Source organism: Microbulbifer elongatus, from assembly GCF_020524885.1.
Taxonomy (GTDB): Bacteria; Pseudomonadota; Gammaproteobacteria; order Pseudomonadales; family Cellvibrionaceae; genus Microbulbifer; species Microbulbifer elongatus_A.
This window is the reverse complement of sequence record NZ_JAIVKJ010000005.1, coordinates 97372-117456: the sequence shown is the minus strand read 5'-3', so window position 1 is coordinate 117456 and position 20085 is coordinate 97372. Positions and strand designations below refer to the sequence as shown.

At 57.7% G+C, this 20085-nt stretch carries 16 protein-coding genes; 8 read left to right on the top strand and 8 right to left on the bottom strand.

The genetic code is table 11. The features are described 5' to 3' along the window. Window positions 1–5 precede the first annotated feature (5 nt). From LC059_RS16125 to LC059_RS16115, 3 genes are all read left to right on the top strand, one after another. Window positions 6–1748, top strand: a complete 1743-nt coding sequence (locus LC059_RS16125; protein WP_226704902.1) for a proline--tRNA ligase — start codon at window positions 6–8, stop codon at window positions 1746–1748. A 259-nt stretch (window positions 1749–2007) separates the two neighbouring features. Continuing rightward, a complete protein-coding gene (locus LC059_RS16120; protein ID WP_226704901.1) occupies window positions 2008–2568 on the top strand; it encodes a lytic transglycosylase domain-containing protein in 561 nt (186 codons plus the stop codon). A gap of 195 nt (window positions 2569–2763) precedes the next feature. Next, the gene (locus LC059_RS16115) at window positions 2764–3690 is read left to right on the top strand and encodes a helix-turn-helix transcriptional regulator (RefSeq protein ID WP_226704900.1); all 927 of its coding nucleotides are present in this window, start codon (window positions 2764–2766) and stop codon (window positions 3688–3690) included. Between the two features lie 235 nt (window positions 3691–3925). Here LC059_RS16115 and LC059_RS16110 read toward each other — a convergent pair whose 3' ends face one another. Then, window positions 3926–4243, bottom strand: a complete 318-nt coding sequence (locus LC059_RS16110) for a c-type cytochrome (RefSeq protein WP_226704899.1) — start codon at window positions 4241–4243, stop codon at window positions 3926–3928. A 398-nt stretch (window positions 4244–4641) separates the two neighbouring features. Between LC059_RS16110 and LC059_RS16105 the strand changes: the two genes are divergently transcribed. Both LC059_RS16105 and LC059_RS16100 read left to right on the top strand, forming a co-directional pair. After that, on the top strand, window positions 4642–5493 hold the full coding sequence (locus LC059_RS16105) for a peptidyl-prolyl cis-trans isomerase (protein ID WP_226704898.1): 852 nt from the start codon (window positions 4642–4644) through the stop codon (window positions 5491–5493). Then, window positions 5490–6503: a HupE/UreJ family protein gene (locus LC059_RS16100; RefSeq protein ID WP_226704897.1), complete on the top strand. Its 1014-nt coding sequence runs from the start codon at window positions 5490–5492 to the stop codon at window positions 6501–6503. The genes LC059_RS16105 and LC059_RS16100 overlap by 4 nt, the downstream gene beginning before the upstream one ends. A 24-nt stretch (window positions 6504–6527) precedes the next feature. On the opposite strand, the gene LC059_RS16095 is transcribed toward LC059_RS16100, so the two are convergent. The 6 genes from LC059_RS16095 to LC059_RS16070 all read right to left on the bottom strand — a co-directional run bounded on the left by LC059_RS16095 (window position 6528) and on the right by LC059_RS16070 (window position 13978). After that, window positions 6528–7004: an Lrp/AsnC family transcriptional regulator gene (locus LC059_RS16095; RefSeq protein ID WP_226704896.1), complete on the bottom strand. Its 477-nt coding sequence runs from the start codon at window positions 7002–7004 to the stop codon at window positions 6528–6530. A 134-nt stretch (window positions 7005–7138) separates the two neighbouring features. Beyond that, window positions 7139–8332 (bottom strand): pyridoxal phosphate-dependent aminotransferase, encoded by a 1194-nt coding sequence (locus LC059_RS16090; RefSeq protein WP_226704895.1) that lies wholly within the window; start codon window positions 8330–8332, stop codon window positions 7139–7141. A 177-nt stretch (window positions 8333–8509) separates the two neighbouring features. Continuing rightward, complete coding sequence (locus LC059_RS16085; RefSeq protein WP_226704894.1) at window positions 8510–10711, bottom strand: autotransporter outer membrane beta-barrel domain-containing protein; 2202 nt, start codon at window positions 10709–10711, stop codon at window positions 8510–8512. Window positions 10712–10798: 87 nt separating this feature from the next. Next, window positions 10799–11314, bottom strand: a complete 516-nt coding sequence (locus tag LC059_RS16080; RefSeq protein WP_226704893.1) for a DUF2878 domain-containing protein — start codon at window positions 11312–11314, stop codon at window positions 10799–10801. An 85-nt stretch (window positions 11315–11399) separates the two neighbouring features. Further along, the gene (locus LC059_RS16075; RefSeq protein WP_226704892.1) at window positions 11400–12902 is read right to left on the bottom strand and encodes a cryptochrome/photolyase family protein; all 1503 of its coding nucleotides are present in this window, start codon (window positions 12900–12902) and stop codon (window positions 11400–11402) included. A gap of 35 nt (window positions 12903–12937) precedes the next feature. Continuing rightward, window positions 12938–13978 carry a YbgA family protein gene (locus tag LC059_RS16070; protein ID WP_226704891.1) on the bottom strand — a complete coding sequence of 347 codons (1041 nt, stop codon included), beginning with the start codon at window positions 13976–13978 and terminating at the stop codon, window positions 12938–12940. A gap of 275 nt (window positions 13979–14253) precedes the next feature. Here LC059_RS16070 and LC059_RS16065 point away from each other — a divergent pair, with 275 nt between their 5' ends. The 3 genes from LC059_RS16065 (at window position 14254) to LC059_RS16055 (ending at window position 19238) form a co-directional block, all read left to right on the top strand. Further along, window positions 14254–17337: an FAD-binding and (Fe-S)-binding domain-containing protein gene (locus tag LC059_RS16065; RefSeq protein WP_226704890.1), complete on the top strand. Its 3084-nt coding sequence runs from the start codon at window positions 14254–14256 to the stop codon at window positions 17335–17337. Between the two features lie 92 nt (window positions 17338–17429). Further along, complete coding sequence (locus LC059_RS16060) at window positions 17430–18161, top strand: tetratricopeptide repeat protein (protein ID WP_226704889.1); 732 nt, start codon at window positions 17430–17432, stop codon at window positions 18159–18161. Between the two features lie 657 nt (window positions 18162–18818). Continuing rightward, entirely contained in the window at window positions 18819–19238 is a 420-nt protein-coding gene (locus LC059_RS16055) for a 3D domain-containing protein (protein ID WP_226704888.1), read from the top strand. 146 nt (window positions 19239–19384) lie between these two features. On the opposite strand, the gene LC059_RS16050 is transcribed toward LC059_RS16055, so the two are convergent. Next, window positions 19385–20065, bottom strand: coding sequence for a hypothetical protein (locus LC059_RS16050; RefSeq protein ID WP_226704887.1), 681 nt, complete (start codon window positions 20063–20065; stop codon window positions 19385–19387). Window positions 20066–20085 lie beyond the last annotated feature (20 nt).

Here is a 20085-nt window from a genome sequence, read left to right as displayed (position 1 = left end):
GCACTATGCGCGCATCCCGCTATCTGATTGCCACCCAGAAAGAAACCCCCAATGACGCAGTAGTCATTAGCCACCAGCTGATGCTGCGCGCCGGCATGATCCGCCGCCTGTCTTCCGGCCTCTATACCTGGTTGCCCACCGGCCTGCGGGTACTGCGCAAGGTGGAAAAGATCGTGCGCGAAGAAATGAACAGTGCGGGCGCGCTGGAAGTGCTGATGCCCGTGGTACAGCCGGCAGAGCTGTGGGAAGAATCCGGCCGCTGGCAGCAATACGGCCCGGAACTTCTGCGGATCCAGGATCGCCACGACAACCCGTTCTGCCTGGGCCCAACCCACGAGGAAGTGATCACCGACCTGATCCGCACCGAAGTGAACAGCTACAAACAGCTGCCGGCCAACTTCTACCAGATTCAGACCAAATTCCGCGATGAGATCCGCCCCCGCTTTGGTGTGATGCGCGCGCGTGAGTTCACCATGAAGGACGCCTACTCCTTCCATCTGAGCCCGGAGTCCCTGCAGGAAACCTACGATGTAATGCACGATGCCTACTGCCGCATCTTCGACCGCATCGGCCTGGATTACCGCCCGGTACTGGCAGACACCGGCTCCATTGGTGGCTCGCACTCTCACGAATTCCATGTTCTGGCCCAGAGTGGCGAGGACGATATCGCGTTCTCTTCCAAGAGCCGCTATGCGGCGAACGTGGAGCTTGCAGAAGCGGTTGCCCCCGCGGGCGAGCGCCCTGCTCCCGGCAAGGAGATGGAAGAACTGCACACTCCCGGGCAAAAGACCATTGCCGCCCTGGAGGAAGCCTTCGGGATCGCCGCAAACGCCTCGGTGAAGACACTGATCGTTCTGGGAGAAACCGACAGTGAAGACGAGGGTGAAGATAAAGAAGCTCCGCTGGTCGCACTGGTCCTGCGTGGCGATCACGACCTGAACGAACTGAAAGCAGAAAAACTGCCCGGTATCGCCAGCCCCCTGCAGTTTGCCCCGGAAGCGCGCATCGCCGCAGAACTGGGCTGCGGTATTGGTTCACTCGGCCCTGTGGGCATGAAGATCGACGTGGTGGTTGACCGCGCAGCGGCGCACCTGGCCGATTTTGTCTGTGGCGCCAACAAGGATGACTACCACCTGACCGGCGTGAACTGGGAGCGCGATGTGCCGCTGTCGCGCGTTGAGGATCTACGCAACGTGGTACCCGGTGATGCCAGCCCCGACGGCCAGGGCACACTGGAAATCAAGCGCGGCATCGAGGTCGGCCATATCTTCCAGCTGGGCACCAAGTACAGTGAGGCAATGAAGGCCTCGGTACTGGACGAGAACGGCAAGGAGCAGGTGATGACCATGGGTTGCTATGGCATCGGTGTTTCCCGCGTGGTGGCGGCGGCCATCGAGCAGAACCACGACGACGCCGGCATCATCTGGCCGGAGGCCATTGCCCCCTTCCAGCTGGCGATTGTGCCGATCAATATGCACAAGAGCGAGGCGGTGCAGCAGAAGTGCGAGCACATCTACGAAGCGCTCACCGCCAAGGGCATCGACGTATTGCTGATGGACGAGCCCAAGGCGCGACTGGGTGGCATGCTCGCGGACACCGAGCTGATGGGCATTCCCCACCGCATCGTTGTGGGTGACCGCGGCCTGGAGAAAGGCAATATCGAATACAAGGGTCGCCGCGATAGCGAAAACCAGGAGTTCTCTGCCGACCAGATCATCGACACCCTGCTGGAAATGATTTCCCACTGAGATACTGCGGCTTCAGATCCTTGTAAGGCAGCTCAGTGGCGGCCAAGCACTGGGTGGAAGGTTTCGAAACCGAGCTAGGCGCCCCCTTTAATACTTCCCTGTACGCTGCGTCGGCGACGTCCCTGTCGCCGACGCTTTCGAAACCTTCCACCCAGCACTCGACCTTCACATTTAGTGTCGAGATCTAATCAACCGCCACGAACTACAAGTCCTCGATGAGAGTACCGAAAGCAGGCTCCTTCCCGTAAAATCCCTCCCCATGATAAGAAAAGCCCTCTTCACCCTGCTGCTGAGCGTGTTCAGCGCCGCTGCATCTGCCCAAGTAAAAGAGGTGGACCCGCAGCTGCTGGTAGCGCTGAAGGGCGCGGTGACCGAGGCGGACTCTTTTGCCGACCGTTTCGATGCCGAGGTGTGGCTGATGTCCAAGTCCCAACCTCTGGCCCGCTACATCAAAGATCCCGAAAGACGCATGCACGTGCTCAAGGCAATCCATCGGGAGGCCACCCGCGCGGGGCTGCAGCCGGAAATTGTCCTTGCCGTAATCCAGATTGAAAGCGCCTTCGACCCCTATGCGGTGTCCCGCGTGGGTGCTCAGGGCATGATGCAGGTGATGCCCTTCTGGAAGAATGAGATCGGTCGCCCGGAAGACAACCTGATTAACATGGAAACCAACCTGCGTTACGGCTGTACGATCCTCAAGCACTACATCAAGAAAGCCAAAGGCAATATGCCCAACGCGCTCGCTTACTATAACGGCAGCTACGGCCGTCATACCTACAGCCGCAAGGTGCTGGATGCGTGGGCCGACCGCTGGCGTTAGTCGAGCGCTGATACGCGTCGTCTAGAGAAGCTCAGGTAAAAAACAATAAATCCGAGGTACCCGATGGACTACAGCTTTTTTACCGGCGCAGCCTGCGCCCTGTTACTGCTGGCAGCAGCACGGATCGGGATTGGACTCCGGCATAGAACCGGAAGCCTGTGGCTACTTATTCTTATTTTCGGGGCTTTTTTGTATTTGCTGCGGCCGCTCCTGAATGACCAGGACTCCTTCGCAGACCTGTTGATCGACCTCCCCACTCTTCTGATTCCCGGCGCTTTCTGGGTGTTTACGCATCAATTGTGTAGTGACAAGGAACCCTTCCCGCGTTGGGGTTGGGGCGTGATCGGGCTGGAGATTGCCATCGACCTGGCTAGCCAGCTTCACTTGCACCCGCACTTTTATCTGCTGGTGCAACCCTTCAAGCTGGGTCTGATCGGTGCGGGACTGGTGACCCTGCTCCAGCAGTTGCAGTCGGACCTTGTGGCCGAGCGCCGTCAACTGCGAATCGGGTTGCTGATTGCCATTGGCAGCTACATGCTAGTCGTGGTGTGCGCAGAATTTGTGTTTTCCTATTTTCCGGTTCCCACCGGCGTCCCTACCCTCCACGCGGTAATGGCCAGCACGCTCGCCTTCGCTGCGTGTCTGTGGTTGCTGGCCCTTTCTCCCAAGGCCCTGGAAGAATCGCTGCCCACCATCACTGAAGCCCCGGAGCAAACGGCAGAAAACCTGGAGGAACCTGCAAGCTTGCCCGCACAACAGCAGGCGCTGGACGCAGGCCAGCAGCTACTGCTGGACCGGCTTGAGCAACATATGCAGAACGGCGGTTATCGTCGCACCGGGCTTACCATCCGCGAACTGGCGGAGCAATTGGAAACGCGCGAACACATACTGCGAGCGCTGATCAACAAGCATCTTGGATTCCGCAACTTCAATGAGTACCTGAACCAGTTCCGGATCGATGAAGCCAGTCGGCGGCTGGCGGATCCGGATGAAGCGCATCTACCGGTACTGACCATCGCGTTGGATATTGGCTACCGCTCCCTGAGCCCCTTTAATGCCGCCTTCAAGCGCCGCCACGAACAGACACCCACGGAGTACAGACGCGCGCGTTTACCCGCTTGAATAAAAACGTAGGTAGAAAAAGTTCTGTAGAAATCAAATGAAGAAATAACAGGCGGGTTTAATAATCCGTCAGATTATTTTCGTTTACCGCAAGCCAAAACCCGCCTGCTGAGCCAAACTGAATCCTGCAGGACCTGCTCTGCAGGCAATTAGCCCAGTCACCATCTCGCCTGTGGACAGGTTCCTGCAAGCTCACCCAGCAGCGCTCGCCCGGCCTACCAAAATCTTCTCTGACTCAACCCTTCGGGGTGGACATGTACTTGATCAGCGCCTTGTAGTCTTCATCCGTGCAGTCCGCACACATACCGCCCGGCGGCATGGCGTTCAGTCCATTTTTTATGGACTCCACCAGTGCATCCATTCCCTTGTCGAGACGTGGCTTCCAGGCCTCCGGATCATGCACCTTGGGCGCGTTGGCGACACCGGTCGCGTGGCAGACATGGCAGGCCCTTTGATATTTTTCTTCCACCGAGTCTGACAGTGCGATGCCCGAAACACTCGCGGTAACAGCGGCCAGCAAGATACAGGCCGAGGTGTGGATCATTGGTTTCATATTTACGCCTTTTTGATCAATCGGTTACAGCACTCTGCAGAAGGCCTGGAATGGAGGGCAGCAAAAGCCTCTGGCGGTTCTCTCGCCATCCCCTCGCCGGCAACAACAACCCGCCACCCACACGCAAAAAATTATAGCCACGCCATATGGGCGCAAGATACCTCCACATGCAAAATTGTCTGACGACAACGCCCAACTATATCGAGCGAGCTTGAGTGATCCAACTCTCCGAACACACTCTCATCACCACCTGTTCACAATAAAACGAAAAACACGCCACCTGACGCTGAGCAGAGCGAACTGCGGGGGTAAGTTCCCGTTCTTGAACTATCCTCATCTGGCATAGGAATTCTTTCTTAGCGAGCCATCGCCATAAAAGCATAAATCGGAGTTCGTGAATGAATCTGCACTGGATCAAGGATCCCAGCGTTCAATTCGCCACTATTGGCGCCATGCTATTCGTGATCAACGGGCTGTTTCAGGGCGGCGGTCCAAAGGATAGCGAGGACATCGTCATTACCCAGAACCGTATCCAGCATCTTTCCAACATATTTGAACGAGGCTGGCAGCGCCCCCCGGGGCCTGACGAGCTACAGGGGCTGATTGATGACTATGTACGCGAAGAGGTGCTGTACCGCGAAGCGGTAAAAATGGGGCTGGATGAAAACGACACAGTGGTCCGCCGACGGATGCGGATGAAGATGGAGTTTCTGGCAAAAGATCTGGTAGACGCCATCGAGCCGGCGGATCAGGTGCTGAAAAGTTACTACGACGCCAATATCGACAAATATACCCAGCCCGCCCGCTACACCTTCGAACAGGTCTTCCTCGACAGCGACAAGCGCACCGAGGTCGCCGAAGACGCACGCATTATTCTCACCAAACTCACCGCGGGCCAGGATCCCCAATCACTCAGCGACAACAACTTGCTGCAATACCGCTTTGAAGACATCAGCAGTGAGCGCATTGACCGACTATTTGGCAGCGACTTTTCCCTGCAGTTTCTCGAGCTGGAAACCGGCGAGTGGAGCGGCCCGCTGACCTCAGCGTATGGAGAGCACCTGGTGCGGATCTCCGACGCAAAGCCACGTCACCAGGCCGAGTTTTCGGAGGTCAGGGCAGACGTACTACGGGATTGGCAGCAGGTAGAGCAGCAAAATGTTCTGCAGACCCAGTACGAGACTTTGCGGGCAAATTACCGGATACAAATTGCGGAGCCGGTTACCAGTGAGGAGATCGCCGACCAATGAGAATCCTTCTACTCTTCACTGCCCTGCTCTTTTCCGCTATTGCATTCGCCCATGAGCTGCGCCCGGCGTCCCTCAGTGTGATACAGACGGCGCCGGAACAGTTTGACGTCACCTGGAGAGTTCCTTCCAGGGGGGACATGCGCCTCTCCCTCTATGTACAGTTTGACGAAAATACGCTCGAACGCAGCCTTCCCAGTGCGCAGCTGGTCGGGGGCTATTACGTTGAGCGCTGGGAGATTTCTCATCCGCAGGCATTAGTCGGCAGCACCATCGCCATAGACGGTCTCGCCAACACAATGACCGACGCACTGGTGCGTATCAGCTGGCTGGACGGACGGGAACAGGTGAGCCGTATGCTTCCGGATCGCACACGGCTGGTGGTGGAAGACCGGGCTGGGATCATCGAAATCGCCGGCACCTACTTTGTGCTCGGTATTGAACATATTTTGCTGGGGATTGACCACCTGCTGTTTGTGCTGGCGCTGGTAGTGCTGGTCAGTGGCGGGCGCCAGCTGGTTGCCACGATCACCGCGTTCACCCTGGCTCACAGCATCACCCTGGCGCTGGCCGTACTCGGAATTGTCGCCGTTCCCCAGGCCCCGGTAGAAGCGGTGATTGCCCTCAGTATCGTCTTTATTGCCACTGAAATACTGCACAAGCTGGAGGGGCGCAAAACCCTGGCAATCCGCAAACCCTGGATAGTGGCGTTTGGCTTCGGACTACTGCACGGACTCGGGTTCGCCGGTGCGCTATCGGAAATCGGGGTGCCGGAGCACGCGATTCCGCTATCGCTTGGACTATTCAATATTGGCGTCGAGGTGGGACAACTGGCCTTTATCGCGGCAGTGGCTGGATTGATGTACATGCTGCGCCGGGTAAAACCGGTGCAGTTGTGGGAAGTTCGCACCGGCACCACCGCCACCGCAGCCTCTGCGCTACCGGTTGCCTATCTGGTGGGCGGATTGTCGGCCTGGTGGCTGATTGACCGCACTATTGCCCTGGTGGTCTAACCCAATATTCAGGCAAGCATAAGACTAATCCTGGAACAATAATTCCAGTGGATAGCCGGTAAACGGCTTGGTTTTTTCGATCACCAGGTGCGACGTCATACGGGTGATGGCCGCATCCTCGTCCGCCAGCAACTGTTCGGACACGCGGTTAAAGTCCGCCGCATCCGGACACACAAACCGCAGCATATAGTCGAACTCGCCCGACATTTTTACGCAGGACACGATCTGTTTGATCTTGTTAATCGCGCGGCGAAAACTTTCGCTGGTTTTAGAATCCTGGCGCTTCAGAGCCACGTTTACGTAGAACTCCGCGTGGCGCACCTTTTCCAGGTTTACTTCCGCCTGAAACTCGCGAATAAACTTTTCACTGGTGAGTTTTTTCACCCGCGCCAGGCAGGCACTTTCAGACAGCCCAATTTCGTCCGCCAGGTTCAGGTTGCTGATGCGGGCATTGGTCTGCAGGACTTCCAGGATTTTCAGATTGTGACGATCGATTTTCACAGCAGTTCTTCGACTGAATATTTTGTAAGGGTCAGGTTTCACGCAGCATAGCGGGAAACCCTTGTTTCGGGAACACGCGACGAGAAGTAGTGGTGATAAGTTGCACTAACAGCCTCGCCGCTACCCTGCTAATACTACCCGGCCTTCAGGCAGTCGCCGGTAACAAACCGCTCGATACGGTCCAGTGCACGGGACAGTTCCGCCTCATCCGCCGCCAGGGTAAGGCGTACGTGGTTGACGGCACTTGGGCCAAACGGCTTGCCCGGCAGTACCGAGACGCGCTCGGCATCCAGCAGTGCGCCGGCAAAGGCTTCGCCATCATTGGCCACCGCCGATACGTCAACCATCACAAACATACCCGCTTCCGGAGAGTAGCAGCTCAATCCCGGAATCCTGCCAATGCGCTCGACAATCAGGTCGCGACGCTTTTCGTAGGCATCGCGCATCTGCTTGACGAAGTAGGTATCAAACTCCAGCGCGAAGGCCGCTGCTTCCTGAATAAATTGCGGTACACCAAATATGGTGGCGCCGGCGTACTCGATCAATCGCTCAACCAGCTCACCTTGGGCTACCGCCCAACCCAGGCGCCAACCACTCATGGCATGGGACTTGGACAGGCCGTCGATTACGATCACATTGTCCAGGTGCTCCGCCGCGCTGCGCAGGGAGGTGTGGCGGCGGGCGAAGGTAATCATGGAATACATTTCGTCGGAGATAAGCCACACATTGCGCTCACGACAGTATGCGGCCAGCTCTCGCAGCTGCTCCGGGGTGGCCATGGCGCCAGTGGGATTCACCGGGGTGTTGATCATTACCACCCGTGTTTCTTCGGTCACGGCCTGCTTGATCGTCTCGATATCAAAGGCAAAACCCTGGTCCGCCGGGCAGGAGACTTTTTTCACATCCAACTGCAGCGCATCGGTAATGGGCACATAGCCGATGTACATGGGCTCGGGGATGATTATCTGCTCGCCCGGATTGAGCAGGCAGGACAGCACAGCGTAAATCGCGTTAGTTCCGCCGGGAAAGACCACAACGTCGTCCGGGTCACAGGGGTGGGGGCTCACCTTGCTTTCAATATCGGCAATGGCACGGCGCAACACCAGCTCGCCAGCGGCCGGAGAGTAGTGGGTGCGCCCCACGCCCAGACGGGCGCGGGCATAGTCGAGGATGGGCTCGGGGGTGTCGAAATTGGGATCTCCGACGCACAGGAAGATGACATCTTCACCTTTGTCGGCCAAGGCGTGGGCGCGGTCACTGACCGCCCAGACATCGGCATCGGCGGAGTGGAGGGCCTGACTCTGTTTGCTGAATCGCGGAGTGTACATCTTCGGGTCCATCTTTCGCGGTTGTTATTGATAACCATAAGGTAACAACCGGCGAGGTAATCCATATCGCTTCGAGGTGACCGTTTTCGCAGCAGGCGGATATTTTAACCGCGAATGCCGCAGAAAATGCGGCATCACATCCATAACCGAGAAACGCCGGGCTCAGACAAACAGGACTCAGAAACGATAATTCAGGCTCAGCCCCCCCACTGTATCATCCGGGCGCACCAGTACATCCGCCGCTACCCGCAGCTTTTCATTGATGCTCACCCCCACCATAGCGCCCACGCCACTCTGGAAGAAACCGGCCTTTTCGCTGCGGTACGAGGGTAGTCGCGCCCAATTGCTACGAATGGATTTGACTCCAATACCGAGGTCGGCGAAGTCGTCACCGCTGGTGTTTTCCAGCCAGACTTCGCCAAACCACTGATGCTCAGCGGACTCCGGACAGTTGTAGAAGAAGCCACCTCGATATCGCAAATACTCCCGATCCTGTCCAAATACCCGGAGGGCGAGCGGATCCTGGGGGAAACCAAATTTATCCGCGTAGGTGTAGGGTGTGTCGGAGTCTTCGACAAATCCGTTCACATCAATCTCGGTCCACTCCACAGCCACAAAAGGCCCCATCTGGCTGTCCAGGTTACGGGTGGCGTCGTAGCCTGCGCGCAGGAAAATGTTATAGCCCTCGCCATCGGTGTCGCCGTCCAGCCGGCGGCGGAAGGTATCACCGATCGCAATGGTGCGTTGCACATCGTCGTACTGGATGTCGGAAAACCCGAGGCCGCCATCGACGAACCAGAAGCCGTCGTCCCAGCGTGCGAACGCACTGACATTGAAATTGCGCGACCTGAGCAGCAGGTTATCGGGCTCGTATTCACTGCCGCCGTAGGACATACCCAGGCCCCACTCCAGATGCTCGAAACCCGCAAAGCTCATCCCCAGGAAACCGTCCCAGGCCACCCCTTCATCATTGATGGCCGGTCCTGTTCCGAGTTCCGAGTAACCAACGCTGGCGCCAAAGAACACGGTGGTAAAAGGATCCCGATAGCGCTGGGAAATCAGGTGGTGATCAATATTGACCTGGTGCTGGCGGGTATTCTGATAGCCGAGATCAGGCAGCACACCAAAGCTCACTGCCGCGGTCAGCGTCTCGTAGTAATAGTCCGCGAGCATCCGCTGCCCCACCAGCGTGGGATGAATACCGTCGTAAAACACCAGCAGGTCTGCATTGGGATCACTGCCGTTGGCGCCGTATACCGGGTGGGGATTGGCGCAGTTGGTATAACAGAACGCACTCTGGTTTATTGCGGCAAGGCCAAATGCTGCCGGATCCTGAATCAACAGCTCTACTACCCCTTCCAGGTCCAGCAACAGGATATTGCCAACCTCATTAACTTGCTGGCGCAGGGAGTCATTAAACAGTTCCGAACCCCAGTTGGCGTAGTTGACCGCCGCCGGGCCCTGGGCATATACGGCAGGTGTGCGTCCCATCCTCGGGGCATTTGTCATCACGATATATTTGGCACCCGCTGCCTTAAGTTCACTACCCGCAACCGCCAGAAAGGTCGCGGCACGCTCCATCGACATTGGGCTCAGGTTGCCGGCGCGCACACCATCGAGAATGTTGTTTCCGCCACCATTCAACAAATACAGGTCATTTGACGCGACGGTGTTCTGTGGCAAGTACCCCTGCCCGGTTGCGAATGGAACGCCGGTTAAGGTGATATTGTTGTTAGGGTCATCCACCAGCGCCTGCAGGGCCACCGGGTCATTGAACGCGGAAGTCGCCGCAATGACTTCTGCAGTAGACAGGTACGGGCTTTCACCTGCGGCAGGATTGCACACACCATCCTGCCCACAGCGGCTGGAATCAGGCAGGATGGTGGAGAGAGTGTTGTGATCCGCCACAGTGGTACTCGGGAACAGCTGACGGAAGCGCTGTGGACCCACCAGATCCAGAAGCACATCGGCAGTGCGGTTGCCCCCCACCGCCCAGTTGGGGCCGTTGGTCAGAACCGAGTTGGCGATCTGCTGCAATTGCTGATCCGCGCTCCCGGCCGCCGGCGCACAGGGAATGGCACCGCCAAACTGTGGGCCCAGCCCGTAGCAGGAGTTTTCCTTGGCAAGCCCGAGTTTGTCTGCGAGAAACGCAGCGGCCGGCTGCCGCGGGTAAATACCCTGGGGGTCGTCATTGGTGAATACGCCCGCATTGCCGTTGTCAGACAGGCTGTCACCAAAGACGATCAGTCGGCCGTACAGAGGCTCCTCTGCATAGGCGTGGGACGCGCCCAAAACCGCGCCAATGGCGAGAAAAAGCACATCTTTCAGTGCAGGCACGCGGTGAAAGCTTATTGGGAATAATTTGCGGGTCGACAACACTGCGGCCTCCTTGCCACGGCGAAATTTCGTGGCAAGTATAGGTCAGCAGTAGCGGCTGAATTTGACGGGTTTTGCGGCACGTTCGCCTCAGGAGGTGCTGTTTTCTGCCGATTCCATCTGCTCGATAAACGGCATCATTATCCCACTCAGAAAAGCGGCGAGCAGGCTCCACACCAGCGCGATGGCCAACAGGCATTCCCACACCGGCCGCCCCCAGCTCGCGGGGCCAAACTGCACACTGTTGAAATAGAACGCAGGGGCCACCAACAGCCCCACAAGGGCGGCCCACAGCGGCTTGTTGATCAGCCAGGAAAGGGAGTAGCGCATGGTGGTGGCTAGCATCGCCCAAATACAGATCGCCCAGGCAGGAGGGAGATTGGAGCGGTAGTCCTGCACATCACTTTCCATAAACGCCCACTCCACGGCGAATCCACAAAAGATAAACCCGAGGATGACGAAGATATCCCGTATATCCCGCCACATGACAAAGTGCAGCATCAGCACGATAAACAAGGCGATTAGTGCCAGAGCATTGCCATATAACAGCGCCGTCCACCATCCGGCGACAAACAGGGTGAAATTGGCCAATTTTTTGTAATTCATCAGCGACTCATTTATCAGAAAGATATCTGTACCGCGAGCGCAACACACCGGGTAAACCCGGATTACTGAATAAATCAGAGGTTCCCTAAGACTTCAAGTTAGCAAACACCTCGATTGCCCGTTTACGGGAGTCGGTCACATCACAGATGGGCGCGGGGTATCCATCCTGTGCGAACAGGTCCGCGGATGTGCCCTCGCGTGGCGGGCAGTGAATATCCCGGTCGGAAAGTGATGCCAGCTCCGGGACATAGGCGCGAATAAATTCGCCCTCCGGATCAAACCGCTTGGACTGGCTATAAGGATTGAATACACGAAAATATGGCGCGGCGTCGGTGCCGGTAGAGGCCGCCCACTGCCAGCCGCCATTGTTGGCCGCAAAGTCCGCATCCACCAGCTGCTGCATAAAGTAATGTTCCCCTTTACGCCAATCGGTGAGCAGGTTTTTGGTCAGGAAGGAGGCAACCACCATGCGCAGGCGGTTGTGCATCCAGCCCGTCTGATTCAGCTGCCGCATGGCCGCGTCCACGATCGGCACACCGGTGCGGCCCTCGCACCAGCGCTCAAAGTCCTCACTGCGATTTGACCAGGGCACTTTTTCGGTTTCAGGCTTAAAAGGTTTATTGCGGCATACGCGCGGAAAGTTGACCACAAGATGCTGATAGAACTCACGCCACAGTATCTCATCCAGCCAGGTGGAAGCCCCCTCGTTACTACCCGCCCAGCGGCCGCCGTTTTCCGCCAAAGCCATGGCGACGCACTGGCGTACAGAGACGGCGCCACAGTTCAGGTAGGGAGAAAGGCGCGAGGTATTCTCCTGCGCCGGGAAATCTCGCCAGCGAGCATAATCGCCGATGATTTCAGCGAAATTTTTCAATGCTCGAGTACCGGCCGATTCTCCTGCAGACCAGTCGAGCACCTTTTTCTCACCACCGGGCGCCAGCCCGTAATCCCCCACCGTATCCGGAATCCGCCGCACCAGATTGCTATTACCGTCGAGCGCAATCCACTCGGGCCACTGATCCCCATGGTCCGCCCCATGGGCACGTGGTGAGGGTAACGGCGCAAAGGCCTCGCCTGAGTTGTCATGCTGGCTGATAAAGGCACGCTTGAACGGGGTAAACACCTTAAAACCATCCCCGCTGCCCGTCGTCAGGCTACCGGGGGGAATCAGGGTGCGATCCGTCGAATATTCCACCGGCACGCCCTGCTGTTTCAGCCTCTCCCGTACCGACTGGTCACGAGCCAGCTCGTTTACCGGGTATTCGGCATTGGCGAATAGCGCATCCACCTGCAGCTTTTCGACGATCTGCGAGAGCAGACCCGGAGTATTGGAAAACTCCGGGCACTCGAGGAAGTACAGTGGAATATGTTTTTTTTCCAGCGCGGCCTGCAGCTGACGAAGGCTGCGCAGACGCATGGCCACAACATTGTCGCCATCACCATGGCTGCGCCAGGTTTGCGGGCAGGCAATAAAGATAGCGGCAACCGCTTTGCAGCCCTTGCCAGCGCGATACAGGGCCGTGTTATCGGCAACGCGCAGGTCGTTGCGCAGCCACACCAGTCCCCGTTGATAGGCTTTTTCAGGCATAGATACTGTTAATAGGTACTTTTAAATAGATACTGTCAGTGAAAATCACACAGCCCCAGCTCTGCGGGCTCTGCGGCCAGCAGTACCTGGCTGTGAATGAAACTGTGAGGGCTGCGCGGCAAAAAATGGCGCAGCAACGTCAGCACGGCCGACAAAGGCTTGTGTCCCAGCCGGTACTCCTCGATGAGATCCTTAAGCTCCGCCTTCTCGCGTTTGTCGAGAAACTCACTCAGATGACCCGCACTGTGCATCAGCGCGTTGGTCCGGTCTTTGCGTGTGGCAGGACGGGACAAAATATCCATAATGCGCCCGCGCACCTCAAACACCAGTTCATCGTCGGACATGGTTTTGGCATCGGCCAGCAACCGGCCCAGAGCACGGGTCTTTTCCTGATGGTGTGCCAGCAGCAGGTATTTGTGGGCAGTGTAAAACTCGATGACACGGGCAATCAGTGACTGGGGTTTCGCCGCTTCCCCCTCATCCGCGCCTTCCTTACCCTCCGCGTTATTACCCTCCGGTTCTTCCACGTAACGGAACCAGGCATCGTAGGTAAAGACCCGGGTAAGAAAATTCTCCCGCAGCTCGCTGTTGTTCAGTCGCCCTACCTCTTCCATGGGAAGGTGCGGAAACTGCTGTTGCAGGCGGCGGGCAAAGATACCCACACCTTCACTGTCGATGCCGTGGCCGTTATCCAGATAGCGACGGACGCCATACAGGCCGCAGCTGGGCGAGTTCTGCATAAAAATATAACCGCGCACCTTCCGCAATTCCGGTACTACGGAGTCGGCATAGTCACGCAAGGGCTCGGTTACATCGACCTTCGCATCCTCCACCCCCACCACGCGCACCGCGTCCACTGGCGCACTGGCTTTCTCCACCAGCAGATGTATCGGCTTGCGCGGCACGCCCATGCCAATAGCGACTTCCGGGCACAGGGGCACATACTCAAAGCACTGGGCCAGTAGCCCGGTACAGACCTTGCTGTGCTTGTGCCCGCCGTTGTAGCGGACCGGGTCCCCCATGGCGCACTGGCTGATACCCACGGGGATTTTTCGCTGCAGTAGTTGTATTTTCATCGATACTTGGCCCGGACAGGCAATCACTCGCTTGTGTTCGCTTCTAACAGTCTACTCTACGCTGGCGCACCTATTGTGGATGCATCCGAAGAGGTATCCAAAACCGGACCAAACAGGCGAACCGGCTACCCAGGCTTCCCCACGCGATAAACCGGCGCTGCAGAGTGGATTTCGCGGTAATTGTTGCGCGGGGCGCCACCGCCGCTAAAATGCCAGTCCTTCTTTATTAGTACCAGTTGCACAGACACCAGTCTTGCCAGACCCCGGGGCCCCGAATGATTCCAGCACTGCGCGAAATCAACGATGTACAGGCGCTCTACCTGCAGTACCTCAAGGCACTGCGGCAGAGTGGCTTTCGCGGCGATGCGAGCCCCAGCTACGCCAGCCGTACCGTTCTGTCCACAGACAACTCCATCTATCAGGTTCTGCCCCAGGCGGTGGTGTACCCGCGGGATATCCACGACCTGCAGCTGCTGATGGAACTGGCGGACCGGGAAGAATTCCACAACGTCGTACTCTCCCCCCGTGGCGGCGGCACCGGCACCAATGGTCAGTCCCTCACGGACGGGATCGTGGTGGACATTTCCCGGCATATGAACCGCATCCTCGAAATCAATGCCGAGCAGGGCTGGGTGCGGGTGCAGACCGGGGTGGTGAAAGACCAGCTGAACGCGGCGCTGAAGCCCCACGGGCTGTTTTTTGCGCCAGAGCTATCCACCAGCAACCGCGCCACCATTGGCGGCATGATCAATACCGACGCCTCCGGCCAGGGCTCCTGTCTCTACGGCAAGACCCGCGATCACGTGCTGGAATTGAAAACCGTGCTGATGGGGGGCGAACTGTGGCACTCCCACGCCATCGACGACGATACGCTGGCAGAAGTCACCAATAGCGAGAGCCGTGCTGGCAGAGTACACAAGGCGGTGGATGGCGTTGAGCGCGAAAAGCGTGCGCTGATCGAGGCCAAATTCCCCAAACTCAATCGCTGCCTCACCGGCTACGATCTGGCACATATCAGAGACAGAGATACCGAGAAGGGTAAAGACGGCCGCTTCAATCTCAACAATATCCTGTGCGGCTCCGAGGGCACTCTGGGCTTTATTGCCGAAGCCAAACTCAACCTACTGAAGATTCCCAAGTGCGCGGCGCTGGTCAACCTCAATTACGACCACTTCCAGGACGCGCTGAAGGATGCCACCGATCTGATGAAGGCCGGCCCCACGTCCATCGAGACCGTGGACAGCAAAGTACTGCAGCTGGCCATGGGCGATATCGTGTGGGACAGCGTGAGTGAATTTTTCCCCCAGGACGATAGACCCGTACAGGGCATCAACCTGGTGGAATACACTGCGGACTCGGAAGAGGAGCTGGACGCAGCACTGGCGACATTTACCGCCCATGTGGACAGCGTGATTGGCCAGCCGGGCAAAAGTTTTGCCTACACCATTGCCCGCGGTCACACCCAGGTAAATCGCATCTGGGGCATGCGCAAGCGCGCCGTGGGTCTGCTGGGCAATGCCAAGGGCGAACAGCGCCCGATTCCGTTTGTGGAAGACTGCGCGGTGCCACCGGAAAACCTCGCCGACTTCATTGCCGAGTTCCGCGCTGCGCTGGACGACGCCGGTTTCGCCTACGGCATGTTCGGCCATGTGGATGCGGGCGTGCTGCACGTGCGCCCGGCCATCGATATGAAAGACCCGGAGCAGGCCAAGCAGGTGCGGATCATCACGGAAAAGGTGGTGAGCCTGGCGAAGAAGTACAACGGCCTGCTGTGGGGTGAGCACGGCAAGGGTGTGCGCTCGGAATTCGCCCCGGAGTTCTTCGGTGAGCTCTACCCCGAACTGCAGAAGATCAAGGCGGCATTCGACCCCCGCAACCAGCTGAACCCAGGCAAGATCGCCACTCCCAGTAACGCCTCCAGCCTGCTCAAGATCGACGAGGTCTCCACCCGCGGCGAGCACGACCGGCAGATACCGGTACAGGTGTGGGAAGGTTATTCCGAAGGGGTCTACTGCAACGGCAACGGCGCCTGCTTCAACTGGAACCCGGACGATGCCATGTGCCCCTCTTACAAGGGCACCCGCAATCGTATCCACTCCCCCAAAGGCCGCGCCTCCCTGATCCGTGAATGGCTGCGCCTGCTGGCGGATCGCTCCGTGGACCCGGAAGCAGTGGCGCGCAAAAGTCGCGAACAGTCCTTCCTGATCGGCCTGCCGGGCCGCATCAAGAACTCCCTGGCCCGCGCCCGCGGCGAATACGACTTCAGCCACGAGGTGAACGAATCCATGCAGGCCTGCCTGGCGTGCAAGTCCTGCGCCGGCCAGTGCCCAATCAAGGTGGACGTACCCACCTTCCGTGCCAAGTTCCTCGAGCTCTATTACAGCCGCTACCTGCGGCCGCTAAAGGACTACTTTGTCGGTGGCCTCGAGTTCCTGATGCCGCACCTGGCGCGGGTACCGCAGCTGTACAATTTCCCCCTGGGCCTGAAGCCGGTGCGCTGGGTAATGGAGCGCGGCCTGGGCCTGGCGGACTCCCCCAAACTCTCTGCCACTCGCCTCGACAAGGTAATGCGCGAACTGGGCGTACCCTACGCCAGCCGAGAAAACCTCCGTGCCATGGGGCCGGCCCAACGCGCCAAAGCCGTGGTCATTGTCCAGGATGCCTTCACCAGCTATTTCGACGCAGAAGTGGTGGCAGACACCCTGCGCCTGCTCAAACTGCTGGACTTCAACCCGCTAGTGGCCCCCTACCGCGCAAACGGCAAGCCACTGCATGTGCACGGGTTCCTCCGCCAGTTCGCCCAGACCGCCGCGCAAAACAGTGCGATGCTCAACGCCCTCGCTGAGTGCAGGGTTCCTTTGGTGGGCATAGACCCCTCCATGACCATGACCTACCGCTCGGAATACCAGAAACTGCTGGGAGACAAGGCGCCGCAAGTGCAGCTGCTGCAGGAATGGCTGGCAAACCACACGGAACATCTCGCCAGCAACCGCAACCGCCTGAAGAGCAGCCGCTTTACCCTGCTGCCCCACTGCACCGAGCAATCCAATGCCGCCGGTTCGTCGCGTCAGTGGCAGGAGGTATTCAATGCCCTGGGTATGGAACTGGAAACCCAGCCCGCGGGTTGCTGCGGCATGGCCGGCACCTATGGCCACGAGGTGGCCAACCGCGAGACCTCCAGGGTGATATTCCAGCAGTCCTGGGCACCCAAACTGAATGGCGACACCGCGAACATTCTTGCCACCGGTTACTCCTGCCGCTGCCAGAGCAAGCGCTTCGCAGACACAAATTTGCGCCATCCGCTGCAGGCACTACTGGCACAAATCGAAGATTCGGGGTTTACTGTCAGTAATCACTAACCTGTGCGCCGCGATTGCCGTGGATAGTTCTTGTGGATAGTTCTTGTGGATAGCTCTCATGGACGCCGGCGCGCACAATAGTTGGACTGACCATGCCCACTCAGCGCCTCGTTCAGCACAAACGTCGATCACTCCGGTACCCCGCCATCGCGGGGCTAGCCCTGTGCCTGCAACTGGCCTGCCCACTGCAGGTACTGGCCGAGAGTGAGCCCACCAGCGCGACACCGCTGATTATGGAGGCGGAAGAGTATGCCCTGGAAGGTAACTACGATGCCGCTCTGCCCCTATACGAAAAGGCCATAGCCGGCCTGGAAGGGCAACCCCACCGTCAGAACCAGCTGCGCTACCGCTACGGCATCATCCTGAACGCCCTGGGAGGGCAGCGCCCGGACCTCTACCCCCTGGCCCGCGGCCAATTCGATGCGGTGTTGCGCTACATAGAGTCCTCACCGGGCCTGCCCTTCGAACAGTCCGCGGCAAGGGTTCGCTCTGCCATCGCCCACACCTACCACCAACAATCAGCACTGCAAACCAGCCCTAACAAGCGCGCCGTCATGCTGCGCAATGCCTACCAGCTATATGCCAGCGCCATCGACCAGCTGCGCCGCGAGGAGGACTGGCAGAACCTGGCCATCACCTCCTTCAATATCGGTCAGGTGTGCGAATGGCAGGGTAATCTGGAGGAGGCCATCCAGTGGCTGGAACAGGCGGTGGCCCTGGACAGGCGCCACGGTTTCGCGGATCTGGAGGAAGACCTGGCGTATCTGACCGCGCTGAGGGAACAGGTCAACCCTGAGCAGCCGGTGGGCAATACCGCAATCTAAACCTGACTGCCGAGACTACTTACTTTCACTATCCAAGGCGCTAGTGACTCCACACGCCGTTGCGACATAGAGCCGCAGGAGCAAGACGCTCTCAATACGCCTCCTCGCCAACCGGGATACAGAGCCATTTCAAAGGTTTTTTTCTCCAATCTATAGGCGGAGCCTTTCGGTAATAGTCGCTATTCATGTAACTGATCCCGGTTACAACGCTGTCACCGGTACGCATCCCCCCAATTTGGACGACCAGTCGCAAATATTCGAAAAAAAATTTTGTTCCACGGGCTATGAAGTCCCGCTGCCGAAATCGTACAAAATTCCACCAGCGGCAGATGACATCGCTGTCAGCAATGAGCCCGGATTGGCAACCCGGTGCCAATAGCGATCCATTTGCAGCGTGTCTCACCGTCATAATCCCGTCACAGACAGGATTCAATTCCGGTTAGCGCCGCGTTCTTAGCCCAAGAGACTCAAGCTGGAAATTAAACGAAAACGCTATCGGGAAATCCGACGCCCGTACCGGAAAGATTGATTACCCATTCGGGACGTTTAATATGGCCAACCCTGATCAAAGTTTGATCACTTATGAAGAAATCAACTTGGAGGCCACGCAGGCAAAACACGTCTGTGACTAAGGCGCCCTCGGAGGTACTAAATATTATGCGACAGAGTCTTAAAAAGTACGCGATCGTACTCGCAGCATCACTCTCGGCACTTGCCGGTGGCGACGCCTTTGCCGCTATCAAGGAGACCGCCGACAAAAAGAAGTCCATGACCGTCACCGCGACGGCCTACAACTCTGTAAAAGGCCAGACCGATGGCGACCCCTGGGTTGCGGCATGGAACAACCGCCTGCGCCCTGGTGACAAGATCATCGCCGTTTCCCGTGACCTGGAAAAACACGGACTGACCAACGGCGCCAAGGTAAGAATTGAAGGTCTGCCCGGCACCTACACCGTGCGCGACCGCATGAACAAACGCTATACCAACCGCATCGACGTGTGGATGGAAAAGGACATCAAGAAAGCACGGAAATGGGGTAAGAAGAAGCTGAAAATCATCTGGGATCACAAAAAGTAAGTTGCCAGATTGCTTCAGCCCGCATGCGCTAACCAGCTAGCATGCAACAGAAAGTACACAGAGCTTGCCAGCACTGCTTTCAAACAAAACCCCGCGTTGCGGGGTTTTGCGTTTTAGGCAGTCGCAATACAAACAAGGTTATGCTCTCAAGGCTCTGTTGTGGTATCCACACCCTGTAGCTCGCGACAATCCTCGTTTTCAATGAAATAAATACTCGGCTGCCGCGCCTGATTGTATCGGTGCTCGATACCCTCATCGCGGAACACGAGCAAATATTCTTCTTTTACCCAACCCTTTTCCGTGCGGTATTCGCTCAACCACAAAAGTGCCGGTGAGTTTTCGTGGCATTTGCCATAAAACATGCGGGTCTTCTCCACCAGCTCTTTAGTGAGATAGTCCCGATATTTTCCCGGGTAAGTAAAGCGCTCACCGGACAGGTCAACTTCTGTCACACCGTCCTCATCCCCATCCATTTCAGCCTGTGACTGATCGCGCAACTCCGCCGCACTCGCTGCAGGGCGCTTTGGCTTTTGTGGGTCGAACTTCTCCGGCTCCGACGGTTCATTACTCTCCGACCGCGGGCTCACTTGCCGCCCGTCAGCAGTGCCGACCTTTTCGAGAAAAATTGCGGTGTTTTCATCGCAATCGATGCAGGTTCGCCCGGCAATAATGGCGTAGCCCTTCAGCTCAGAGATCAGCTTGGCTTCGGCGAGATCCACATCGATCATCCGGTCATCGGAGAGCTGGAGCTTAATACCCGATTGCGCCGGCATGACCGACGAAAAACACAACAGGGGAATAGCGAGGAGGGGAAGGAAATTTCTCATGCAGAGCAACCACACTTTAT

Excerpts from the sequence above, each read along its gene's own strand:
- LC059_RS16050 (WP_226704887.1), bottom strand. The coding sequence starts at position 20,065 with ATGAGAAATTTCCTTCCCCTCCTCGCTATTCCCCTGTTGTGTTTTTCG.
- LC059_RS16120 (WP_226704901.1), top strand. The coding sequence starts at position 2,008 with ATGATAAGAAAAGCCCTCTTCACCCTGCTGCTGAGCGTGTTCAGCGCC.
- LC059_RS16055 (WP_226704888.1), top strand. The coding sequence starts at position 18,819 with ATGCGACAGAGTCTTAAAAAGTACGCGATCGTACTCGCAGCATCACTC.
- LC059_RS16075 (WP_226704892.1), bottom strand. The coding sequence starts at position 12,902 with ATGCCTGAAAAAGCCTATCAACGGGGACTGGTGTGGCTGCGCAACGAC.
- LC059_RS16110 (WP_226704899.1), bottom strand. The coding sequence starts at position 4,243 with ATGAAACCAATGATCCACACCTCGGCCTGTATCTTGCTGGCCGCTGTT.
- LC059_RS16100 (WP_226704897.1), top strand. The coding sequence starts at position 5,490 with ATGAGAATCCTTCTACTCTTCACTGCCCTGCTCTTTTCCGCTATTGCA.
- LC059_RS16125 (WP_226704902.1), top strand. The coding sequence starts at position 6 with ATGCGCGCATCCCGCTATCTGATTGCCACCCAGAAAGAAACCCCCAAT.
- LC059_RS16070 (WP_226704891.1), bottom strand. The coding sequence starts at position 13,978 with ATGAAAATACAACTACTGCAGCGAAAAATCCCCGTGGGTATCAGCCAG.
- LC059_RS16080 (WP_226704893.1), bottom strand. The coding sequence starts at position 11,314 with ATGAATTACAAAAAATTGGCCAATTTCACCCTGTTTGTCGCCGGATGG.
- LC059_RS16065 (WP_226704890.1), top strand. The coding sequence starts at position 14,254 with ATGATTCCAGCACTGCGCGAAATCAACGATGTACAGGCGCTCTACCTG.
- LC059_RS16105 (WP_226704898.1), top strand. The coding sequence starts at position 4,642 with ATGAATCTGCACTGGATCAAGGATCCCAGCGTTCAATTCGCCACTATT.
- LC059_RS16060 (WP_226704889.1), top strand. The coding sequence starts at position 17,430 with ATGCCCACTCAGCGCCTCGTTCAGCACAAACGTCGATCACTCCGGTAC.
- LC059_RS16090 (WP_226704895.1), bottom strand. The coding sequence starts at position 8,332 with ATGTACACTCCGCGATTCAGCAAACAGAGTCAGGCCCTCCACTCCGCC.